The sequence below is a fragment of the Pseudomonas sp. TE50-2 genome, assembly GCF_040813665.1.
Lineage (GTDB): Bacteria > Pseudomonadota > Gammaproteobacteria > Pseudomonadales > Pseudomonadaceae > Aquipseudomonas > Aquipseudomonas soli.
The window spans coordinates 4905882-4923867 of the sequence record NZ_JBFNXN010000001.1 but is presented as its reverse complement, the minus strand read 5'-3'; the positions used below and the strand labels follow the sequence as shown (position 1 = coordinate 4923867).

The following is a 17986-nucleotide window of genomic DNA, read 5'->3' as shown; positions in this document are numbered from 1 at the left end:
CAGGGGCGGCAATGGCCAAAGCTGTCAATCGCGATGACCGGTTTGGCCGTGGCCTGGGTCAGCCCCGCCCACGCTCGCGCCCCATGAGGAACTCGCGGGTCAGTTGCAGCATCTGGGCATGTTCGTCCGAGGCCCGGTCGATCTCCAGGCTGTCCAGCAACTGGCTGTATTCCAAAGCCGACAGCTGTGCCTGGCGCCCCTGCAGCACCGTGCGCCGGGAAGCATAGAGTTGATCAAGGGCATCGAACACGTTTCCATGACGCTCACGCAGATAGCGCTGCCAGAACACCCGCTGACTGAGACTTTCGGCCAGGCCCATGGGGGATTCGGCCAAGTGCACCGCCTGAAACGCCGCCTCGATCTGGGCGGCATCGACCGCCGCGGCATCGGCATACAGCATGGAATGGGGCTGCTCCGGCAATGCCAGTCGCTGGCGCAGTTGCACACGGTAATAAAGCCCGGTCGCAATCTGATCGACATCTTCGTTGTCAGCGACACGCGCCACGATGTCCCGGCGGGCGAAACGCTCGACCTCATCCAGGCGGAACAGACCGCGCCCCAATGCCAACAGCTCATCGCCTCGCGCCTGCGCCGTGTTGCGTTGCGCGGTATCGATGGCCAGCTGGACGAGCAATTCGCTGAAACGATCGGCAATGCTGTTTTCGCAGCTCAGCGGCAAGGCTGCCAGGCCATGCACCCTGTTGCGCAGATCGCTGTTCTCCTGCAGTGCGCCTAGCAGTCGCCAGACACGCTGTTCGAGCACCGCCCGGGCATTGCTGTAGTCGGCAGTGTGATGCAGATGGCTGAGCAACGTGAACAGGCCATCACTGCCCGGCAGTGCCCGCAGCGCATCCCATTGCATGCCCCTGGCGTTGCTGACGGCCTCGTCCGTGCTGGCAATCCAGGCTGCGCGTGCCTGCACCAGGTCGACCAAGCGCCGCGCTTGCGGCAGATGGTGATGTTCCTGGATAAGATCCAAAGCATACAGCCCCTGGATTTCGTGCATACGCAATGGATTGCCCCGAATCAGGAACGCACGCCGGAAGACGTTGGGCATCGCCAGAATTTCGTCGGGAACCGTGGCCAGTTGGTTGTCACGCAGGTCCACCCGCTCGAGCCCTTCGCAAAGCTCGATGCCGGACGGCCACTCGACCAGGCGGGTATGGCGCAGATTCAGTTCGAGCAGATGCGATAGCTGGTTATAGCGGAAGTGAAAAGCACCTAAAGGGTTGTAGCTCAAGTCAAGATAGGTCAGGTTGGGCAGCCCGTTGAGCGCATCAAGGGCGGTGCGGTCCAGCCGAATATTGTTATGCGCCAGCCGCAACCGGCGCAATTCGATCAGGTAGGCGAGGCCACGAGGGACTTGCAGAAGCCTGTTGCTGCTCAGATTCAGTTCACGCAAGGCCGTGAAGCAATGCAGGAAATCTTCGCGGACAGCGGTCAGCCCGCCCTCGGCCAACGTCATTACGGTGATCCGAGAAAAATCCACCTGCAGCGGCAACTGCGGCAACGTGGTCACTCGCATGTTGATGAAGCTCAACCGCTGCCCGGCTGGCTGTCCGGCCACGGCCGGCATCGGCTCACCTTGAAGTCGCCAGGCGCGCCGCAACTGCATGGCGAAATGCTCGCGCACCGTCTGCCGGGCGGGATTCAGCTCCGCGTCAACCCATTGGTTGAGGTGGAAATCCAACTGCTCCGCGTCGTCTTCCAGGTTCGCAAAGTTTTGAAACAACGGACCGTCACGACGCAGCAATCGCTCGTATTCCTGTTCGAGCTCCTGCTCATCGAGCCCGGGGTAGATCCCGCGCAATCGATCAAGCATTCGCGGCCGCTGGCTGCTGCCGCTCGCACGCCCACTAAGCAGATAGCCCACGCGGCCATCCGGTAGACGGCGGCCAGGATTGACCCAGCCGGCTGCACGCGGCAACTCTAGCAGTTCGGCCAAGTCCTGACGCGTAAAGGGCAAGTGCTCAAGCAAACGCTGGCGCAGTTGTTCACGAGATGGATTGCCCAGAGCCTGCCGATGAGCCTCCGTCAGAGCGCCCGTGACAGCATCGAAAATGTCGGCGTTCCTGCCCCTGCCCAACTGCATTTGCGCACCCAGCGGGTCGTAGAGTGAGAAACCACCCTCCTGGTGCACCAGCCTGAAGCGTTGCGGCGCAGTGACCTCAGGGAAAACCTGCGCGATGATACGCCCATCGACGGCGCCTTCGCGCAACTCCAGGCCGACGTCATGCGGCCACCCAGGCAGGGTGCGCAATGATGCCAGTAGCAACTGCCCGCTGGAGTCATGGTAGGCCTCCGGCAGGTATAGCCCCTCGACCGCTCTGTTAAGCCTGCTCAAGCGCAGCAGGGCCCGTGCCTGACTGGCCAACTCCAATGGAAGACGTTGGGTGCTGGCTGCGATCGAGCGTTTCGCATCGCCGGCTTCGCTGACAACTTCCCTTGCGTACAGGTCAGGCAACCCCGGAAAGTCCCGCTTCACCAAGACCAGGAGTGGGTCGTCCAATACATCGGCCTGGGTCAGGTACGCCATCATCTGGCTGCGCAACATCGGTGCCTGGCTCAACAACATCGAACGTGATGCAGTCCCCTGGCCCGTCAAACCCGCCCGCGCCTGGCACCATTGCAACAACGTCCCTTCCTCGGGCGACAACGCATCACGCTGCAGGTGCGTGAAGAATGTCTCGATACGCAAATGGGCCTCGAAGCGCTCCAATGTGTCGCGCAGATTGAAAGGCGCCCTTCGCCCTTCCACCAGCACTGCGCGCAACTCATCCTGGTCGACACCGGCACATCGCAGTATCTGCTCTGCCTGGCCGGCATCGAAAGGCGTCGCCGAACTCCAAAGGCAGTTGAGCATGGCGCTGCTGTCATCCCATTGCAGTGGATGCTCCTGACGCAACCTCCAGCTCCGCTCACCGTTGTGCTCGACAACCGGCCCATAGGCGCCCTCCCGCACAGGGTGGCGCAAACGCCAAGGCAGGTATGGGCCCTCTCGATGGACTTGATAGAAGCGTTCGCCATCGCGCATCAAGCGACGCTCGCCGTCGCCATACAGGCCATCGTCCTGCAACGACTCCTCTTCGCGCAGCACGGCATAGACCTCGAGGTCATCGTGCCAAAGTCGATGCTTACCCTGCACACTGACAGGCACAAGCTCATCGACGAAAGCGCTGCGCACCAGGCCTGCACCCACTCCGGCGGTCACGCCGACCGCCACGTTTTCAGCAACGCCGAGCATGTGGTTCAGCGCTTCGTGCTGATGCCCGTGGTGCCAATCCATCGCCCCTTCGTAGACCTCCATCAGGGTCTGCACGACAAACTGGCCAAGCAGTATGGCACCAACTTCCGGGATGAAGAATCCAGCCAGGTTGAACAATCCCAATCCCACGGATTTCCAGGTGTCGAGCCTGCGTTGCGCAGCCAGCTGATTGGCTTGCGCGGTCGGCACCAGGAGCAACCGGGCATCGGCCTTGACCCGTTCGATCTGCTGCTCGACCACCTCGTCGAAGATGTCGCCCGAAGGTGCGTAGCCATCGACCTGCAGGTCTGTTGCATCATCCCCAAGGCGAAGCCCGAGGGTAGACAGGAATACGGCACGCCCTTCGAGACTGACTAGGCGACTGAAATAGTGACGGTAAGATTTCTGACGTAGTTGCCTCACCAGCTCGTCGCTCATTGCCTTGCGCGAAGCAAAGCTGCGCAAGGCACGCTCCGGGTCGCTGGGCAGGTACAGGATGATCCCCACTTCCTGATCGTCGACATCGCGCAAAGCGATGACCACGGCATCGACGATGGTCTGGTCGAGAACCTTGAGTGAACTCGCCTCGCCACGCAGTCTGCTGCCATGTGCCTCTTCGCCCTTGGCCAGGGCCCGCAGGACGATTTGCTCGTGAGGGCTGACCTGCCCTTTCAATGCCGCAATCTCGGTGGCCAACGCCAGGCCGTCACGCTTGTCCTGGACCAGTTCCTGGCGTGCCGCGCCAAGCACCCTGTCCAGCAAAGCCTGATACTGTTGGCCTGCGTCGAGCTGGCGGACAGCGTGAACCAACGTGTCGAGCTGGTCGTAAACCAGTTCGTCGCTCACGGCATCGACCAGCCCCGTACCTGTCCAGAAATCCGCACCTTCATGAAAGTTCTGCATCAGCCTCAGCAAGGCGGGCTGCACGCGTTCACCCAGCTCCATCTGAGGCATCTGCAGATTCGGAAAACGGCTGGTACTGCGCAGTACCACTTCCCGCCACTGCAGTTGATCGATGTTCAGCATCGTCGGCAACAGGGGAGCATTCTTCTCCTTGGCGAACTGCTGCAGCGGTATCAGCTCAAGCGTGGCCTGGCGCAATCGCTCCTGACTTTCCCGGTGCCGGGCAAAGCGGTCTTGCAGCGCCCTGATCTGTCCACCTGAAGCCCTGGCCAGCCAGTCGGGCAAACGGCTTGCAATAAAGTCATCGGTTGGATTTACACCGCTTGCTTGAATCGCCGATGACGGGGTGTGGTGGTGCTGGTTCATCCGTGATGCCTCCTGGGTGATCGGAGGCGCCACGATGGCTCCAGGGCCCTCGCCAAGGCAGAGGGAAAGCGCCCTGGCAAAGTACGCGCAGGCTCAGTAAGAACGCCCCTCACCAGCCGCCAAAGCTTGCTGGGTCAGATGCAGGGCCAGCGCCGCGACCGCCTGTTGGCGCTCACTCGACAGCTGCATGCTCTGCTCCAGATAAGCTCCATCGCCCAACGCCTGCCGCTCGTCATAGAGCTGCTCCTCCCGCGTCCAGAACGGTTGCTCGACCTGCTCGAACTGCTCGGCGTGCGCTTGCCTGAGGTAATCGAGCCAGAAATCGCGCTGGCTCACATACAGTGCCAGCGCGCTACCTCTTTCCTCTTCGAGCACCGCAGCCTGAGCAGCATCGAGGTCGGCCTGGCCGACCTGAGCAAGGCTGGAGAACTGCATGGTCCGCGGCTGCCCAGGTAAATCCAACGCCTGCGCAAGACCAATGCGGTAGGCGAGACTGACCTCGACCTCATCGACCCCGAGTCCCTCGCCGTTCGGAACGTCACGCGCGTATTGCGCGGCGAGCCGCTGCATATGCAGACGCGCCTGATGCTCGACCCGCTCGAGGCGAAACAGCTGACGCGCCAACCCAAGACGTACGCCCTCGCCCTGTGCCGGCGGCAAGCTTTGCAGCCTGCGAAACACCAGGGCCCGGACTTCGAGCGCGCTGAAACACGAGATCACACTGTCGACACAGGTACGCGGATCGGCGGCCAGCTCGAAGACATCCTGGCGCAAGCCACTGTCTTGCCAAAGCGCATCCAGCAGCAGCCTGACACGCCTGCGCAGGTCCTGCGGCACCCGCTGGTAGTCGCGGGTGGCGGTAAGTTCATCGAGCAAGGTGAACAAATCGTTGCTGCCGTTTTCAGCTTGCAGGCTCGCCCATTGCATCCGGTGTCGAGCCAGCGCGCCTTCGTCCACCCCCTCATGCCAGGGCTGCGCGCCTTGCGCTGGCACTACCGCGACGACAGCGGGTTCGCGCGGCTCGGCCAGCCGGGCGAAATCCCTCGCTGCCAGCGGATTGCCATTCAGCGCCAGACGCTGCCGAAAGGCCCAAGGAGAGTCAAGAACGAACTCGGGCAGGCTGGCGATCTGGTTGTCGCGCAGGTCCGCCTGCTCCAGCAACGCACAGTTGTGCAGCCCGCTCGGCCATTCGAGCAAGCCTGCACGACGCAGGTTCAACTCGCGCAGATGCGCAAAGACCTGGAAGTCCAGATTCACCTGACTCAACGGATTGTCGCTCAGGTCCAGCGTGTGCAGGCGAGCAATCGCCCCCAGCACCTGTTCACTGCCCACATCGAGCTGAATACGGTTACGGGGCATGCGTAGTGCCCGCAACCGCGGCATCAGACCAAGCTCCGCGGGGATCCTACTGAGTCGGTTGTGGCTCAAGTTCAACCAACGAACACTGGAGAATGCCCGCAGAAAGCCCTCCGGAATCTCGCGCAGCCGCAGGCCAACGAGAACCAGATCCGTCACAAGGGTGAACGCGACGCCAACTGGCAACGCCGGCAGCCCCCCTGCGTGCAAACCGACCAACGCCAGACGCATCCCGGCAGGGTCGCCATGGATATCCAGCAACCGCTCGCCCTCACGCCGCCAGCACCGACGCAGCTCGCTGGCCACGCCGCGTCGAACCTGAGCAACGTGGGTGTCCGCTTCCTGGGCAACCCAGCTTTCAAGCGAATCGACCAAAGCACGATAGCTGCGGCGTCTTTCAAGCAACAGGGTGAATGGCGAGCCGGGCATGTCGAGCAAGTGCTCCAGATACGCCTGGACAGAGGCATCATCGAAGCTGGGATAAAGGGCACGAATTTCGTCGCGCAACAATTGCTCGGCATCGCCACAGGCTGCACCGCGACCGCTCAACGAATAGCCGATCCGCCCGTCGAGCACCCGTACCATCGGGTTGAAGAACGGCTTGATTTCACGCAGGCCCATGAGCCTCACAAGCGCCTCTCGCCCACTCGGCAGCCAGGTCTGCAAGTCTTCGGTCATCCGCTGTGCACCCTGCGGGCTTTGCCAGCGTTGCCCGAACGTCCACTGCTCGGGCAAACAGGCGACGAGCGCATCACACAGGCCTGCCAGTGCCTGTGGCTGGCGGTCCAGAAGCAGACCTTCCTCGCTGTACAGTTCGAACCCATCCGCCTTGCGCACCAGCACGGTCGCCTCACCAGACGGATAGAGCCTGGACAGCGCAGGCCCGCTATGTGTGCCGCGTCGTAACAGCAGATTCGCTGAGGCCGGCCAATCGGTGTGATGGCGCAGCAAAGCGAACACCAGCTCGACGACTTCATCCCGATAACTGCCAGGCAAATACAAGGCTTCGCGAGTACGTGTGAAACGGGCTGTCTGCAGCAACAGCCGCGCCTGCTCTGCAAGCGCAAGCGGGATACGGCCTGCCTGGGTCATCAGCAAACGCTGCTCATCACTGGCCTGGGCCAACAAATGCAGGGCATAGGCATCGGGCAGGCCGGGAAAATCACGTTGCAGCAAAGGTCGCAGCGAATCTTCGGGCAGGTGCGTTTTCGATAAGCGTTCAAGCAGACCTTCCCTGACTTGCGCGGCGTGCTCGCCGATGGCATCCAGTTGCGCCTGGCCTTCCAATGATTCGATACCCAGCAGGTCGCGGCATGCTTGCAGCAACGCGCCATCTTCATCGAGTGTACCGCCGGCACTGATCCGCGAAAGGAAAGCCTCGATCCGGGCATCAGCTGCGAAGCGCTCAAGCGTGTCTCGCAACTCGACCGGCAACGCCCGGTTTTCCACCAGCAAACGCCGAAGCTGGCTCTCATCCACCCCTGCCACCTTAAGCACCTGTGCAACCCGTTGCGGTGCCATGTCCACCGCTTCGGGCCACAGGTAACCCAGCAGATACTGCGCACCTTGCCACTCCAGCGGGCGCTGGCTGGCCAGCCGCCAGCCCCGTTCGCCGTTGTACAGCAAACGGGGGTGCGAGCCCGACTCCCTGGTTGGGTGCCGCAGATACCATTGCTCACCTGCCTGCCGGACTTCAAACGTGACATGCTGGTCTACCCACCAAAACCGGCCATTGGCCCCCAGCAGACCATTGGCCTGACGGGAAGCGTTCGCCGGCGGGCCGGACCAGTCTCGATAATCGCCCAGCCCCACGGCGCTCAGTTTTCCCTGCCCCTCACTCTCCACCGGCACCATCGTGTCGACCAGCGCGCTGCGCTCGAAGCCCCGTGCCGCCGAGCGCACGGCAACGCCATGCACAGCGACGCCCAATACCGTGGCCACCGCGACCGTTTCCGCTACCCCGAGCAAGTGTTCGAAGGCTTCGTGATCGTGCCCCTTGGCCCAATCATCCACCCCTTCAAACACTTCCCCCAGGACCTGCGCCAGCATTTGCGTCATCAGCAAAGCCCCCACCACGGGCACGAACAACCCCACCAGGTTGAGCGCGGTCAGGCCCACCGCCTCCAGAGCCTGGAAAAGGGCCCTGCCAGCGACATGGTCGGCGTCGGCGGTGGGTACCAGCAGTTGCCGGGCATCAGCTCTGATCCGCGCCTCCAGGTCGCGCGCCATCAGTTCGAACACACCAGCGGACATCATACGGCCAGCCGCCTGTGCGTCGGTCTGGGTATCCGCCAGGCGCTTGTTCAGTGTCGCGATGAAGGCGGCACGATCGGCGATCGCCAGGCGCTGGATGAATCGCTGACGATAACCGTCGTCACGCAATGCCCGCCCCAGCCAGACGCTCACGCTTGCCCAGGAGTCGAAGCGCCGGAACGGCACGGGATCGTCTGGCAGGAACAGCAGCACTGCCTGCACCTGCTGACGCCGGGCCGGCAGCGAACCCGGTCGCCATAAGCCGGAAATCTCGAGCGCAAGGCTACCGGTAACCGTGGCGCCAATGGCCGTAAGGGCGCAAACCTGCACCCTCGGTCCATCCTGGTGCTTCAGCGGTTTGTCGGCCAGCAGCAGACGCAACAATGCTTCGTCCTTGGATAGCAGCTGGTTTTTCAGCACAGCGATATCGAGGGCCATCGCCAGCGCGTGACGCTTGTCTTGGGCCAGTTGCTCGCGCACTGTCGACGTGAAGATCGAATCGAGATGCTGCTGGTACTGCTGCCCGATATCGGCCCGGCGGCAGCGCTCGACGATGCGCACGGTGTCGGACAGGACCAGCGTGCCCTGCGCAGAAGCCAAGCCTGTGCCTTCAAAAAAACGGGCATTGGCCTGGAAGTTTCGCATCAAGCGCTGCTGCAAGGGCTCCATGACGTACTGGATGTCGACCCCAGGGAGTTCCAGAGGGGGGTGCGGCCGATGCAACGTGCCATGGCCCTCGCGCCAATACAGCCCGCTCAAGCCCTGGGTCAGTTCCAGAGGCGCTATCACCTCGGCCTGCAGCTTGCGCCTCACGAACTGGTCCAGTGGCTCAAGTTTGCCCAAGGCTTTGCCCAGGTGCGCCTGGGTGAGGCCATGCGCCCGGGCACTGTCGCGCAGCCGGTTGATCGCGCCCGGCACGCCTCCTTTGAGCCACGCCGGTAGTTGTTCGGCAATGAAGTCGTCAGTGGCATGCGCCAGTTTGGCGGCGCGGGCCGTCGCCTTCAAAGCAGTTGCTTGAGTGGTCATGCTGGGTATCCATGTGAGGGTAAGGAAACCCAGACTCTGCGCAAGATGCTCAGGGTTCGGCAGCGGGAACCCCAGCCCCCGAACCCTCCTGCCCCAACGCCACCGAGCGGTATTGGCCAGGGTTGCAGCCGAACCACTTGCGAAACGCCTTGTAGAACGAACTGCTGTCAGCGAAGCCTAGGCGCGCGGCGATATCGCCCAGCCCGACGGCCGGGTCGGCCAGCCAGGCGATGGCCAGTTCGCGGCGAACGCTATCCTTGAGCCCCTGGTAAGTCTGCCCCTCCTCGGCAAGGCGACGGCGCAGGGTCGATACCGACATGCACAGGCCGCTGGCCAGGCCCTCGGCATCCGGCCAGCTGGCCGGGTCCCGCCCACGCAGGTCGCCGCGCAGGCGCCGGGCCAGGCTTGCCGGGTCGCGGTACTTGACCAGGATGTTGCCCGGTGCTTCGGCGAGGAACCGCTGCAACTCCTCCGGGTGGCGGCGCAACGGCAGGTCCAGGCAATCGGCGGCGAGGATCATGCGCGTGCGCGGCCGGTCGAACTGCAGGTTTTCCGAGAACATCACCCGATAGTCGTCGCAGAACGGCGGCTCGGCACAACGCAGCTCGATGGCCAGGATCGGGATGCGGCGCCCGGCGAGCCAGCACGCCACGCCATGCACGATCATCCAGAAGGTGAAGTAGGTGAAGGCCCGGCGTGGCGTATCACGCGGCTCGTTGATGACGATTTCGGCCAGCCCCTGCTGACGTACCAGGCTTGGCTGCAGGTCCTCGAGCATCAGGCCAAGGAACGCCAGCGCGGTCTCGATACCAGCGGCCAGGGTCGGCTGTGCCATGCTCGCCCGACACAAGAATGCCAGGCTGCCACTGCGCAGGCCGCGCGGATCCATGGCGAAGAACTCATCGTTGCAGCGCCGCGCCAGCAGGCGCCAGAGCCGGGCATAGGCCTCGGCGCCGACACGCGCCTCGGGCAGGTCAAGCTGGCCGGCATCGATACCGGCACGTGCCAGCAATGCCGTATCGGCACCCGCCGGGCAGGTCTGCAACAGCGCCTCGCGCACCAGTTGCATGGAGATGGTGTCTTTCTCGCTCATCGACCGTCCTGTCGTCAGATTGCCGGCCATCTTAGGCCGCACCGCTGAAAACAGCCATCACAGGCCCGCCGCCAGGCCCAGGAAGGCCTGGATCAGGCGCAGCTCCCGGCGCCGCTCCAGGCAACCGACCATATGCTGGTTGACCAGACCGGCGCCACTCAACGGCCGCGCCACCACCCGCGGGTCATGCGCCACCTCGGTGGACGACACCACACCGATGCCCAACTCGGCCGCCACGGCTTCGGTCACCGCCTCGCGGCTGTCCAGCTCCAGCAGCACCCGCGGCTGCACCGCGGCATCGGCGCAAGCCTTGTCGAAGGTGCGGCGAGTGGTCGAGCTGGGTTCGCGCAACACCATGATCTGCTTGTCCAGCTCGGCCAGCGGCAAGTCATCGGTGACCGTGGCCCAGGCATGCCCCACCGGCAGCAGGGCGCACAGGCGCGACTGGCAGAGGCTCTGCAGGTGCAGCCCCTTGCGTGGCTCGATTTCGGTCAGCACTGCTACATCGGCATGTTCGGTCAGTAACGCGGCCAAGGTTTCCTGGGCATTGCCCAGGCGCAAGTTGACGGTGATGCCAGGGTAGCGCTCGCGCAGTTGCGCCAGCATGGGCATGACTCGGTGCGGACCATCGGCGGCGACCTCCAGCCGTCCAGTGAGCAACTGCCGGTTGGCCTCGAGCATGGCCTGGGCCTCCTCGGCCAGGCTGAACATCGCCCGGGTGATGGCCGCCAGGCGTGTGCCCTCCTCGGTCAGCTCGACCCGCCGGGCAGTGCGCCGCAGCAGCGTGATCTGGTAGTGCTCCTCCAGCGCCTTCACGTGCCCGGTTACCGCCGGCTGGCTGATGAACAGGCGCTCGGCGGCACGGGTGAAGCTGCCCTCGCGGGCGACGGCATCGAAGGCACGGAGCTGGAACAGGTTCATATCTATCGGCCTTACTTATGGCTGGCATATCTACAAACAATTTGATTGATGGCTCGGCGAATTGCAACCTAGCCCCACTAGTTTCCAGCCCACCGCAAGTGAGGAACCACGGAATGAGCAACGCCCCGATCCTGCTGACCCCCGGTCCTTTGACCACATCGCTGCGCACCCGCCAGGCCATGCTTGTGGACTGGGGCTCCTGGGACCGCGACTTCAACCAGCTGACCGCCAGCGTGTGCGAGCAGTTGCTGGCGATCCTCGACGGCGCCGCCAGCCACCACTGCGTACCACTGCAAGGCAGCGGCACCTTCGCCGTGGAAGCGGCCATCGGCACCCTGGTGCCGCGCGACGGCAAGGTACTGGTGCTGATCAATGGCGCCTACGGCCAGCGCCTGGCGAAGATCTGCAAGGTACTGGGCCGCGCCTACAGCACCTTCGAGACCGCCGAGGACCAGCCGACCACCGCCGCCGACGTCGACCGCCTGCTCGCCGTTGACCCCGCCGTGACCCACGTGGCGTTGATCCACTGCGAGACCAGCACCGGCATCCTCAATCCGCTGGCCGAGATCGCCCAAGTGGTCCAGCGCCACGGCAAACGCCTGATCATCGACGCCATGAGCTCGTTCGGCGCGCTGCCGATCGATGCCCGCCAGGTGCCTTTCGAAGCGCTGATCGCTGCCTCCGGCAAGTGCCTGGAAGGCGTGCCGGGCATGGGCTTCGTCTTCGCCGAAAAAGCCGCCCTGGCCGCCGCCGAAGGCAACGCCCATTCGCTGGCCATGGACCTGCACGACCAGCACGCCTACATGGCCAAGACCGGCCAGTGGCGCTTCACCCCGCCGACCCACGTGGTCGCTGCCTTGCACGAAGCGTTGCAACAGTACAACGAGGAAGGTGGACTGCCTGCTCGCCACCAGCGTTACGCCGACAACTGCAAGACCCTGCTCGATGGCATGGCACGGATTGGCCTGCGCAGCTTCCTCCCGGCCGAGATCCAGGCGCCGATCATCGTCACCTTCCACGCCCCGAACGATGCGCGCTACCAGTTCAAGGACTTCTACGAGCGGGTCAAGGCCAAGGGCTTCATCCTCTACCCCGGCAAGCTGACTCAGGTCGAGACCTTCCGCGTCGGCTGCATCGGCGTGGTCGGCGCCGAGGGCATGCAGGCCGCCGTGAACGCCGTGGCCGAGGTGCTGCGGGAAATGGAAGTACTGGACATCTGACCTTCTGCCTACCCAATTCAAGGAAACAGCGCACATGAACTACAGCAACCCTACCCAGCTGCAAGCCGCCATCCTCGACTGGGCCGGCACCGTGGTCGACTTCGGCTCCTTCGCCCCCACCCAGATCTTCGTCGAGGCTTTCGCCGAGTTCGACGTACAGGTGTCCATCGAGGAGGCCCGTGGGCCGATGGGAATGGGCAAATGGGACCATATCCGTACCCTGTGCGACGTGCCGGAGATCGCCGAGCGCTACCGCAAGGTGTTTGGCCGCACGCCGAGCGATGATGACGTCACCGCCATCTACGAACGCTTCATGCCGCTGCAGATCGAGAAGATCGCCTTGCACTCGGCGCTGATCCCCGGCGCGCTGGACACCCTTACCGGCCTGCGCAAGGGCGGCTTGAAGATCGGCTCCTGCTCGGGCTATCCGAAAGTGGTGATGGACAAGGTGGTGGAGCTGGCGGCACGCAATGGCTACGTCGCCGACCACGTGGTGGCCACCGACGAAACCCCGAACGGCCGCCCATGGCCGGCCCAGGCCCTGGCCAACGTGATCGCCCTGGGGATCGACGATGTGGCGGCCTGCGTGAAGGTCGACGACACCGTGCCGGGCATTCTCGAAGGCCGCCGCGCCGGGATGTGGACCGTGGCGCTGGTGTGCTCGGGCAATGCCCTGGGCCTGACCTGGGAAGGTTATCAGGCCTTGAGCGCGGAAAAGCTGGAGAGCGAGCGCAAGCGTATTCACGCGATGTTTGCAGGGTCGCGCCCGCACTACCTGATCGACACCATCAACGAGCTGCCCGAGGTGATCGCCGATATCAACCGCCGGCTAGCCAAGGGTGAGATGCCGCAGGCTTGCTGATCGCCCGCGTGATGGCCATCGCCGGCAAGCCGGCTCCCCCAGGAGCCGGCTTGCCGGCGATGAGGCTTCAGACCGCCCGGTTCAGCTTCACCCACGAGGCAAACTTGTCGATGAACCCCTGCAGGAACGGCCGGGTCTTGTCATTCAACTTGCCACTGTCATCGAACAGCGTCGCCGCCCCGCCGATATACGCCTCGGGCATCTGCATGCACGGCATGTCAAGGAACACCAGTGACTGACGCACGGCATGATTGGCACCAAATCCGCCGATCGCCCCGGGCGACACACTGGCCACCGCCGCCGGCTTGCCACCCCATACGCTCTGCCCGTAAGGTCGCGACCCCACATCGATGGCATTCTTCAACCCGCCCGGCACCGAACGGTTGTACTCCGGGGTGACGAACAACACCGCGTCGCTGCGGCGGATCTCGTCGCGAAAATGCTTCCACGCCTCAGGAGCGCCCTCGGCCTCGACATCCTCGTTGTACAACGGCAGGTCGCCGATCTCGACGATCCGCAGGGCAAGGCTGGACGGCGCCAGCTCAGACAGCGCGCGGGCCACCTTGCGGTTGTAGGACTCCTTGCGCAAGCTGCCGACGACAACCGCTACCGAATAGACCTGGCTCATGGCGTTTTGCAACCTCTGCTCTGGGAATGGGACCAGTTAGTTATAGATGACCGTTCCTCGGCTTCGCGGTTTTTTTCCATTCGGCTGAAAACTTCCCGGGCGTTTCACTGGTCTATGCCTACAGACATTTCCTACACGATTCAGAGGTTTCCACCTAAATGGCAGCAGTAATGGTCGGCCAGTTCCACGCCCGCGACGCCGAAGGCCGTATCTACCCGGTCCACGAGTTCCAGGAGTCCACCCTCCAGGCCGACGGCAGCACCCTCGGCGCGCCGGTTACCAGCTATCGCCTGGCTATCGGCGACCGCGTCAACCACCTGGGCGACGACCGTTTCGAGCTGGCCCAGACTGGCGTCGAGATCATTCGCATTCCTTGACGCAGTCCACCGTATACAACTGCCCATCCCGCTGCAGGCCGTGCACGTCGGCGACGAAGCCCGGGAAACCCTGGTCGAAGGCCCGGGCGCAGTCCAGGTAGACCAGGATCGAGCGGGTCGCCTCGGTGAAGCGCTCGCCCGGCATGATCAACGGTATCCCTGGTGGATAGGGCACCAGCATCACCGCCGCGACCCGGCCCAGCAGATGCTCGATAGGCACCGCCTCCACCTCCCCGCGCACCATCCGGTCATAGGCCTCGGCCGGAGCCATCGCCACCTCGGGCAAACGGGTGAACAGCTGCTTGAGCTGCCTGGACGTGGCATTGCCACGGTAGAAATCGTGCAGTTGCTGGCACAGGTCGCGCAGCCCCAGCCCCTGGTAGCGTGACGGCTGCTCCACCATCACGCTGGGCAGGCAGTCGGCCAGTGCGGTATTGGCGTCGTAGTGGCGCTTGAACTCCAGCAGCTCGGTGAGCAGCGTGCTCCACTTGCCCTTGGTGATCCCCATCGAGAACAGCACCAGGAAGCTATACAGGCCGGTCTTTTCCACCACCAGCCCGCGCTCCCAGAGAAACTTGCCCACCACTGCCGCGGGAATTCCATGGCCATCCGCTGCGCCAGCGGCGCCCGGCATCACCAAAGTGACCTTGAGCGGGTCGAGCAAGACATAGTCGTCGCCCAGCCCGCCAAAGCCATGCCACTGGGCCCCCGGTTGCAGCAGCCAGTCCGCCGTGTACAGCTCGCCGGCCTGCGCCGTCGGCGGCTGCCAGATGCTGAACCACCAGTCATCTGCAGCGAGGTGCTCGCGCAGGTTGGCCAGCGCCCGGCGAAAGCTCAGGGCCTCATCGAACATCTCCTGCAACAGCGAACGCCCCGCCGGGCCTTCCATCATCGCCGAGGCCACATCCAGCGAGGCGAGGATGCTGTACTGCGGCGAGGTGGAGATATGCATCATGAACGCTTCGTTGAAACGGTCGCGGTCCAACTGGCGGCTGGCACCGTCCTGCACATGGATCATCGAGGCCTGGCTGAAGGCCGCCAGCAGCTTGTGGGTGGAGTGGGTGCTGAACAGCAGCGGCCCATCGTCGCCACGCGGCGTACCCATGGCATAGCGCCCAACGAAGAATTCATGGAAAGCGGCATAGGCAAACCAGGCCTCGTCGAAGTGCAGCACCTCGACGCTGGCACCCAGGGCCTGCTTGATCATCCCGGCGTGGTAGCACAGGCCGTCGTAGGTGGAGTTGGTGACCACGGCCAGCTTGATCTTCGCAGGCTTTCCCTGGGCCAGAGGATGGGCCTGGATCTTCGCCTGGATAGACGCCGGGCTGAACTCGCTGAGCGGGATCGGCCCGATGATGCCCAGCTCGTTGCGCTCCGGGCACAGGTAGATGGGGATGGCACCGGTCATGATGATCGCGTGCACCACCGACTTGTGGCAGTTGCGGTCCACCAGCACCAGGTCCCCGCGCCCGACCATGGCGTGCCAGACGATCTTGTTGGCGGTGGAGGTGCCATTGATGACGAAGAAGGTATGGTCGGCGCCGAAGTTGCGTGCCGCCCGTGCCTCGGCGGCGGCAAGCGGGCCAGTGTGGTCGAGCAGCGAACCCAGCTCCGGCACCGAGACCGACAGGTCCGAGCGCAGGGTGTTTTCACCGAAGAACTGATGGAAGGCCTGCCCCACCGGGCTCTTGCGGTAGGCCACGCCACCGCCGTGGCCCGGTGTGTGCCAGGAATAGTTGGATTGCGCGGTGTGCTGCACCAGGGCCTTGAAGAACGGCGGCAGCAGGCCGTCGAGGTAGTTGTGCGCGGCCCGCGCCACCTGGCGGGCGAGAAACGGCACGGTGTCTTCGAACAGGTAGAGGATGCCGCGCAACTGGTTCAGCTCGCCCATGGCCTCGGCCGGGGCATTTTCCAGGGTGACCTGCTCGCCCAGGGCGAAGATCGGCAGGTTGGGCGCCCGCAGCCGCGCCAGGCGGATCAGCTCGGCCATGTTCTGCAGCAGGCGGCTGTTGTCGCCGACGCCCTCAGCGGCGATCAGCATGCAGGCCAGACCATGATGAGTAGCGGCCACCAGCCGCGCTTCGGCCTGGTCGGCGGCGGCGAGGATGGCGAAGCCGTCACGGGCCAGTTCATCGGCGATGCCACGCACCCGCTCGCCGGCGACGCTGTCGGCCTTGATGGCCCGGTGGACGATGAGGATCGGAAACTGCAGGTCCTTGTACATCGGGCGGCTACCTCTGCGGGTAATTTCCCTCAGGGTAGTCGAGTGTGATGCTGTCATCGCCAGGCCGGCTCACAAGGTGCAGCGCTGGATCCGGTCCCTGTGGGAGCTGGCTTGCCAGCGATGGGCCGGGCCTGCCTTCAAGTCAGCTGGCGGCTGGCTCGGTCAATGCCTGCCACATCGACGGCCCACCCGCCGACTTGGCAATGGCCGCCAAACGCTCGGCATGGGCCTCGAGCTCTTCCTCGTTGGCCATGATCACCCGCCCCGGCGCACGCCCGACGATACGGCGGATTTCGCTGCCGGTGCCGCCCTGCCCATCCTCGTCGCCCGCCCCTTCGCCCGCCAGCGACAGGCTGGTCTGGCCACCGGTCATCGCCAGATAGACGTCGGCCAGCAGTTCCGAGTCGAGCAGTGCGCCGTGCAGCTCACGACCGGAGTTATCGATGCCGTAGCGTTTGCACAGGGCATCGAGGCTGTTGCGCTGCCCCGGGTGGCGCGAGCGCGCCATCATCAGGGTGTCGAGGATCGGGCAATGCTGCGAGATATCGGCACGATCCTGCTGGCCGATCAGGGCGAACTCGTTGTTGATGAAGCCAACGTCGAACGCGGCGTTGTGGATGACCAGGGTAGCGCCCTGGATGAACTCGAAGAACTCCTCGGCCACCTCGCCGAAACGCGGCTTGCCAACCAGGAAGGCGTCGGTGATGCCGTGGACGTTGATCGCGCCCTCGTCACTCTCGCGGTCGGGCTGCAGGTAGACATGGAAGTGCCGCCCGGTCAGGCGCCGGCCCACGACCTCGACGCAACCGATCTCGATGATGCGGTGGCCTTCGGCCACCGGCATGCCGGTGGTCTCGGTGTCGAGGATGACGAACCGTTTGTCTTGCTGCTGCTCCACGCGGGGACTCCAACTGGCGGTGCTTGAATTCGGGGTGGGAGTATAACGAAATCGGGGCCGCTTTGCGGCCCGCCGCAGGGTTCACGCGATCCCTGTGGGAGCCGGCTTGCCGTGGCGACGAACCGCGGCGATGGGCTGCACAGCAGCCCCAATCGGATCAACGCTGAGCGCGAACCTCATCAACCCCACGATTGGCCAGCTGGTCGGCCCGCTCGTTGCCCGGATGGCCGATATGCCCACGGACCCACTTCCAGGTCACCTTGTGCCGGTTGACCTGTTCATCGAGCTGCACCCACAGGTCGGCGTTCTTCACCGGCTCTTTCGCGGCGGTCTTCCACCCGCGTTTCTTCCAGTTGACCATCCACTCGTTGATGCCCTTCATGACGTACTGCGAGTCGGTGGTCAGCAGCACCTCGCACTCGCGCTTGAGCGCCTTGAGGCCCTCGATCGCCGCCATCAGCTCCATGCGATTGTTGGTGGTCTCGCGCTCGCCGCCCCACAGCTCCTTCTCGACGCCCTTGTAGACAATCAGCACGCCCCAGCCGCCCGGGCCAGGGTTGCCCTTGCAGGCACCATCGGTGTAGATCTCGACGCTATCGCTCATGTACCACTCAT

General features: G+C 64.1%; 11 protein-coding genes. 3 read left to right on the top strand and 8 right to left on the bottom strand.

Annotation, left to right across the window (positions count from 1 at the left end):
* Positions 1 to 58: 58 nt before the first annotated feature.
* The 4 genes from AAHK21_RS22500 to AAHK21_RS22485 form a co-directional block, all read right to left on the bottom strand.
* Complete coding sequence (locus AAHK21_RS22500) at positions 59 to 4513, bottom strand: NEL-type E3 ubiquitin ligase domain-containing protein (RefSeq protein ID WP_367858375.1); 4455 nt, start codon at positions 4511 to 4513, stop codon at positions 59 to 61.
* 93 nt (positions 4514 to 4606) lie between these two features.
* The gene (locus tag AAHK21_RS22495) at positions 4607 to 9148 is read right to left on the bottom strand and encodes an NEL-type E3 ubiquitin ligase domain-containing protein (RefSeq protein ID WP_367858374.1); all 4542 of its coding nucleotides are present in this window, start codon (positions 9146 to 9148) and stop codon (positions 4607 to 4609) included.
* Between the two features lie 49 nt (positions 9149 to 9197).
* Positions 9198 to 10241 (bottom strand): AraC family transcriptional regulator, encoded by a 1044-nt coding sequence (locus AAHK21_RS22490; RefSeq protein WP_367858373.1) that lies wholly within the window; start codon positions 10239 to 10241, stop codon positions 9198 to 9200.
* A gap of 57 nt (positions 10242 to 10298) precedes the next feature.
* Positions 10299 to 11162, bottom strand: coding sequence for a LysR substrate-binding domain-containing protein (locus AAHK21_RS22485; RefSeq protein WP_367858372.1), 864 nt, complete (start codon positions 11160 to 11162; stop codon positions 10299 to 10301).
* Positions 11163 to 11275: 113 nt separating this feature from the next.
* Here AAHK21_RS22485 and AAHK21_RS22480 point away from each other — a divergent pair, with 113 nt between their 5' ends.
* Both AAHK21_RS22480 and phnX read left to right on the top strand, forming a co-directional pair.
* The gene (locus AAHK21_RS22480) at positions 11276 to 12382 is read left to right on the top strand and encodes a 2-aminoethylphosphonate--pyruvate transaminase (RefSeq protein ID WP_367858371.1); all 1107 of its coding nucleotides are present in this window, start codon (positions 11276 to 11278) and stop codon (positions 12380 to 12382) included.
* A gap of 34 nt (positions 12383 to 12416) precedes the next feature.
* Entirely contained in the window at positions 12417 to 13244 is an 828-nt protein-coding gene (gene phnX, locus AAHK21_RS22475) for a phosphonoacetaldehyde hydrolase (protein WP_102683689.1), read from the top strand.
* A gap of 67 nt (positions 13245 to 13311) precedes the next feature.
* Here phnX and AAHK21_RS22470 read toward each other — a convergent pair whose 3' ends face one another.
* Positions 13312 to 13872, bottom strand: a complete 561-nt coding sequence (locus AAHK21_RS22470; RefSeq protein ID WP_217866555.1) for an NADPH-dependent FMN reductase — start codon at positions 13870 to 13872, stop codon at positions 13312 to 13314.
* A 158-nt stretch (positions 13873 to 14030) separates the two neighbouring features.
* Between AAHK21_RS22470 and AAHK21_RS22465 the strand changes: the two genes are divergently transcribed.
* The gene (locus AAHK21_RS22465; RefSeq protein WP_028690532.1) at positions 14031 to 14249 is read left to right on the top strand and encodes a hypothetical protein; all 219 of its coding nucleotides are present in this window, start codon (positions 14031 to 14033) and stop codon (positions 14247 to 14249) included.
* Here the strand turns inward: AAHK21_RS22465 and AAHK21_RS22460 are convergent.
* The 3 genes from AAHK21_RS22460 to rnhA all read right to left on the bottom strand — a co-directional run bounded on the left by AAHK21_RS22460 (position 14233) and on the right by rnhA (position 17975).
* On the bottom strand, positions 14233 to 16473 hold the full coding sequence (locus AAHK21_RS22460) for an Orn/Lys/Arg decarboxylase N-terminal domain-containing protein (protein ID WP_367858370.1): 2241 nt from the start codon (positions 16471 to 16473) through the stop codon (positions 14233 to 14235). The genes AAHK21_RS22465 and AAHK21_RS22460 overlap by 17 nt on opposite strands.
* Before the next feature lie 142 nt (positions 16474 to 16615).
* Positions 16616 to 17371, bottom strand: a complete 756-nt coding sequence (gene dnaQ, locus AAHK21_RS22455) for a DNA polymerase III subunit epsilon (protein ID WP_367858369.1) — start codon at positions 17369 to 17371, stop codon at positions 16616 to 16618.
* A gap of 157 nt (positions 17372 to 17528) precedes the next feature.
* A complete protein-coding gene (gene rnhA, locus AAHK21_RS22450) occupies positions 17529 to 17975 on the bottom strand; it encodes a ribonuclease HI (protein ID WP_023629443.1) in 447 nt (148 codons plus the stop codon).
* Between the last annotated feature and the right edge of the window lie 11 nt (positions 17976 to 17986).

Coding starts and splice junctions, on each gene's coding strand:
- AAHK21_RS22465 (WP_028690532.1), top strand. CDS start 14,031: ATGGCAGCAGTAATGGTCGGCCAGTTCCACGCCCGCGACGCCGAAGGC.
- rnhA (WP_023629443.1), bottom strand. CDS start 17,975: ATGAGCGATAGCGTCGAGATCTACACCGATGGTGCCTGCAAGGGCAAC.
- AAHK21_RS22500 (WP_367858375.1), bottom strand. CDS start 4,513: ATGAACCAGCACCACCACACCCCGTCATCGGCGATTCAAGCAAGCGGT.
- AAHK21_RS22495 (WP_367858374.1), bottom strand. CDS start 9,148: ATGACCACTCAAGCAACTGCTTTGAAGGCGACGGCCCGCGCCGCCAAA.
- AAHK21_RS22485 (WP_367858372.1), bottom strand. CDS start 11,162: ATGAACCTGTTCCAGCTCCGTGCCTTCGATGCCGTCGCCCGCGAGGGC.
- AAHK21_RS22490 (WP_367858373.1), bottom strand. CDS start 10,241: ATGAGCGAGAAAGACACCATCTCCATGCAACTGGTGCGCGAGGCGCTG.
- AAHK21_RS22480 (WP_367858371.1), top strand. CDS start 11,276: ATGAGCAACGCCCCGATCCTGCTGACCCCCGGTCCTTTGACCACATCG.
- AAHK21_RS22460 (WP_367858370.1), bottom strand. CDS start 16,473: ATGTACAAGGACCTGCAGTTTCCGATCCTCATCGTCCACCGGGCCATC.
- AAHK21_RS22470 (WP_217866555.1), bottom strand. CDS start 13,872: ATGAGCCAGGTCTATTCGGTAGCGGTTGTCGTCGGCAGCTTGCGCAAG.
- phnX (WP_102683689.1), top strand. CDS start 12,417: ATGAACTACAGCAACCCTACCCAGCTGCAAGCCGCCATCCTCGACTGG.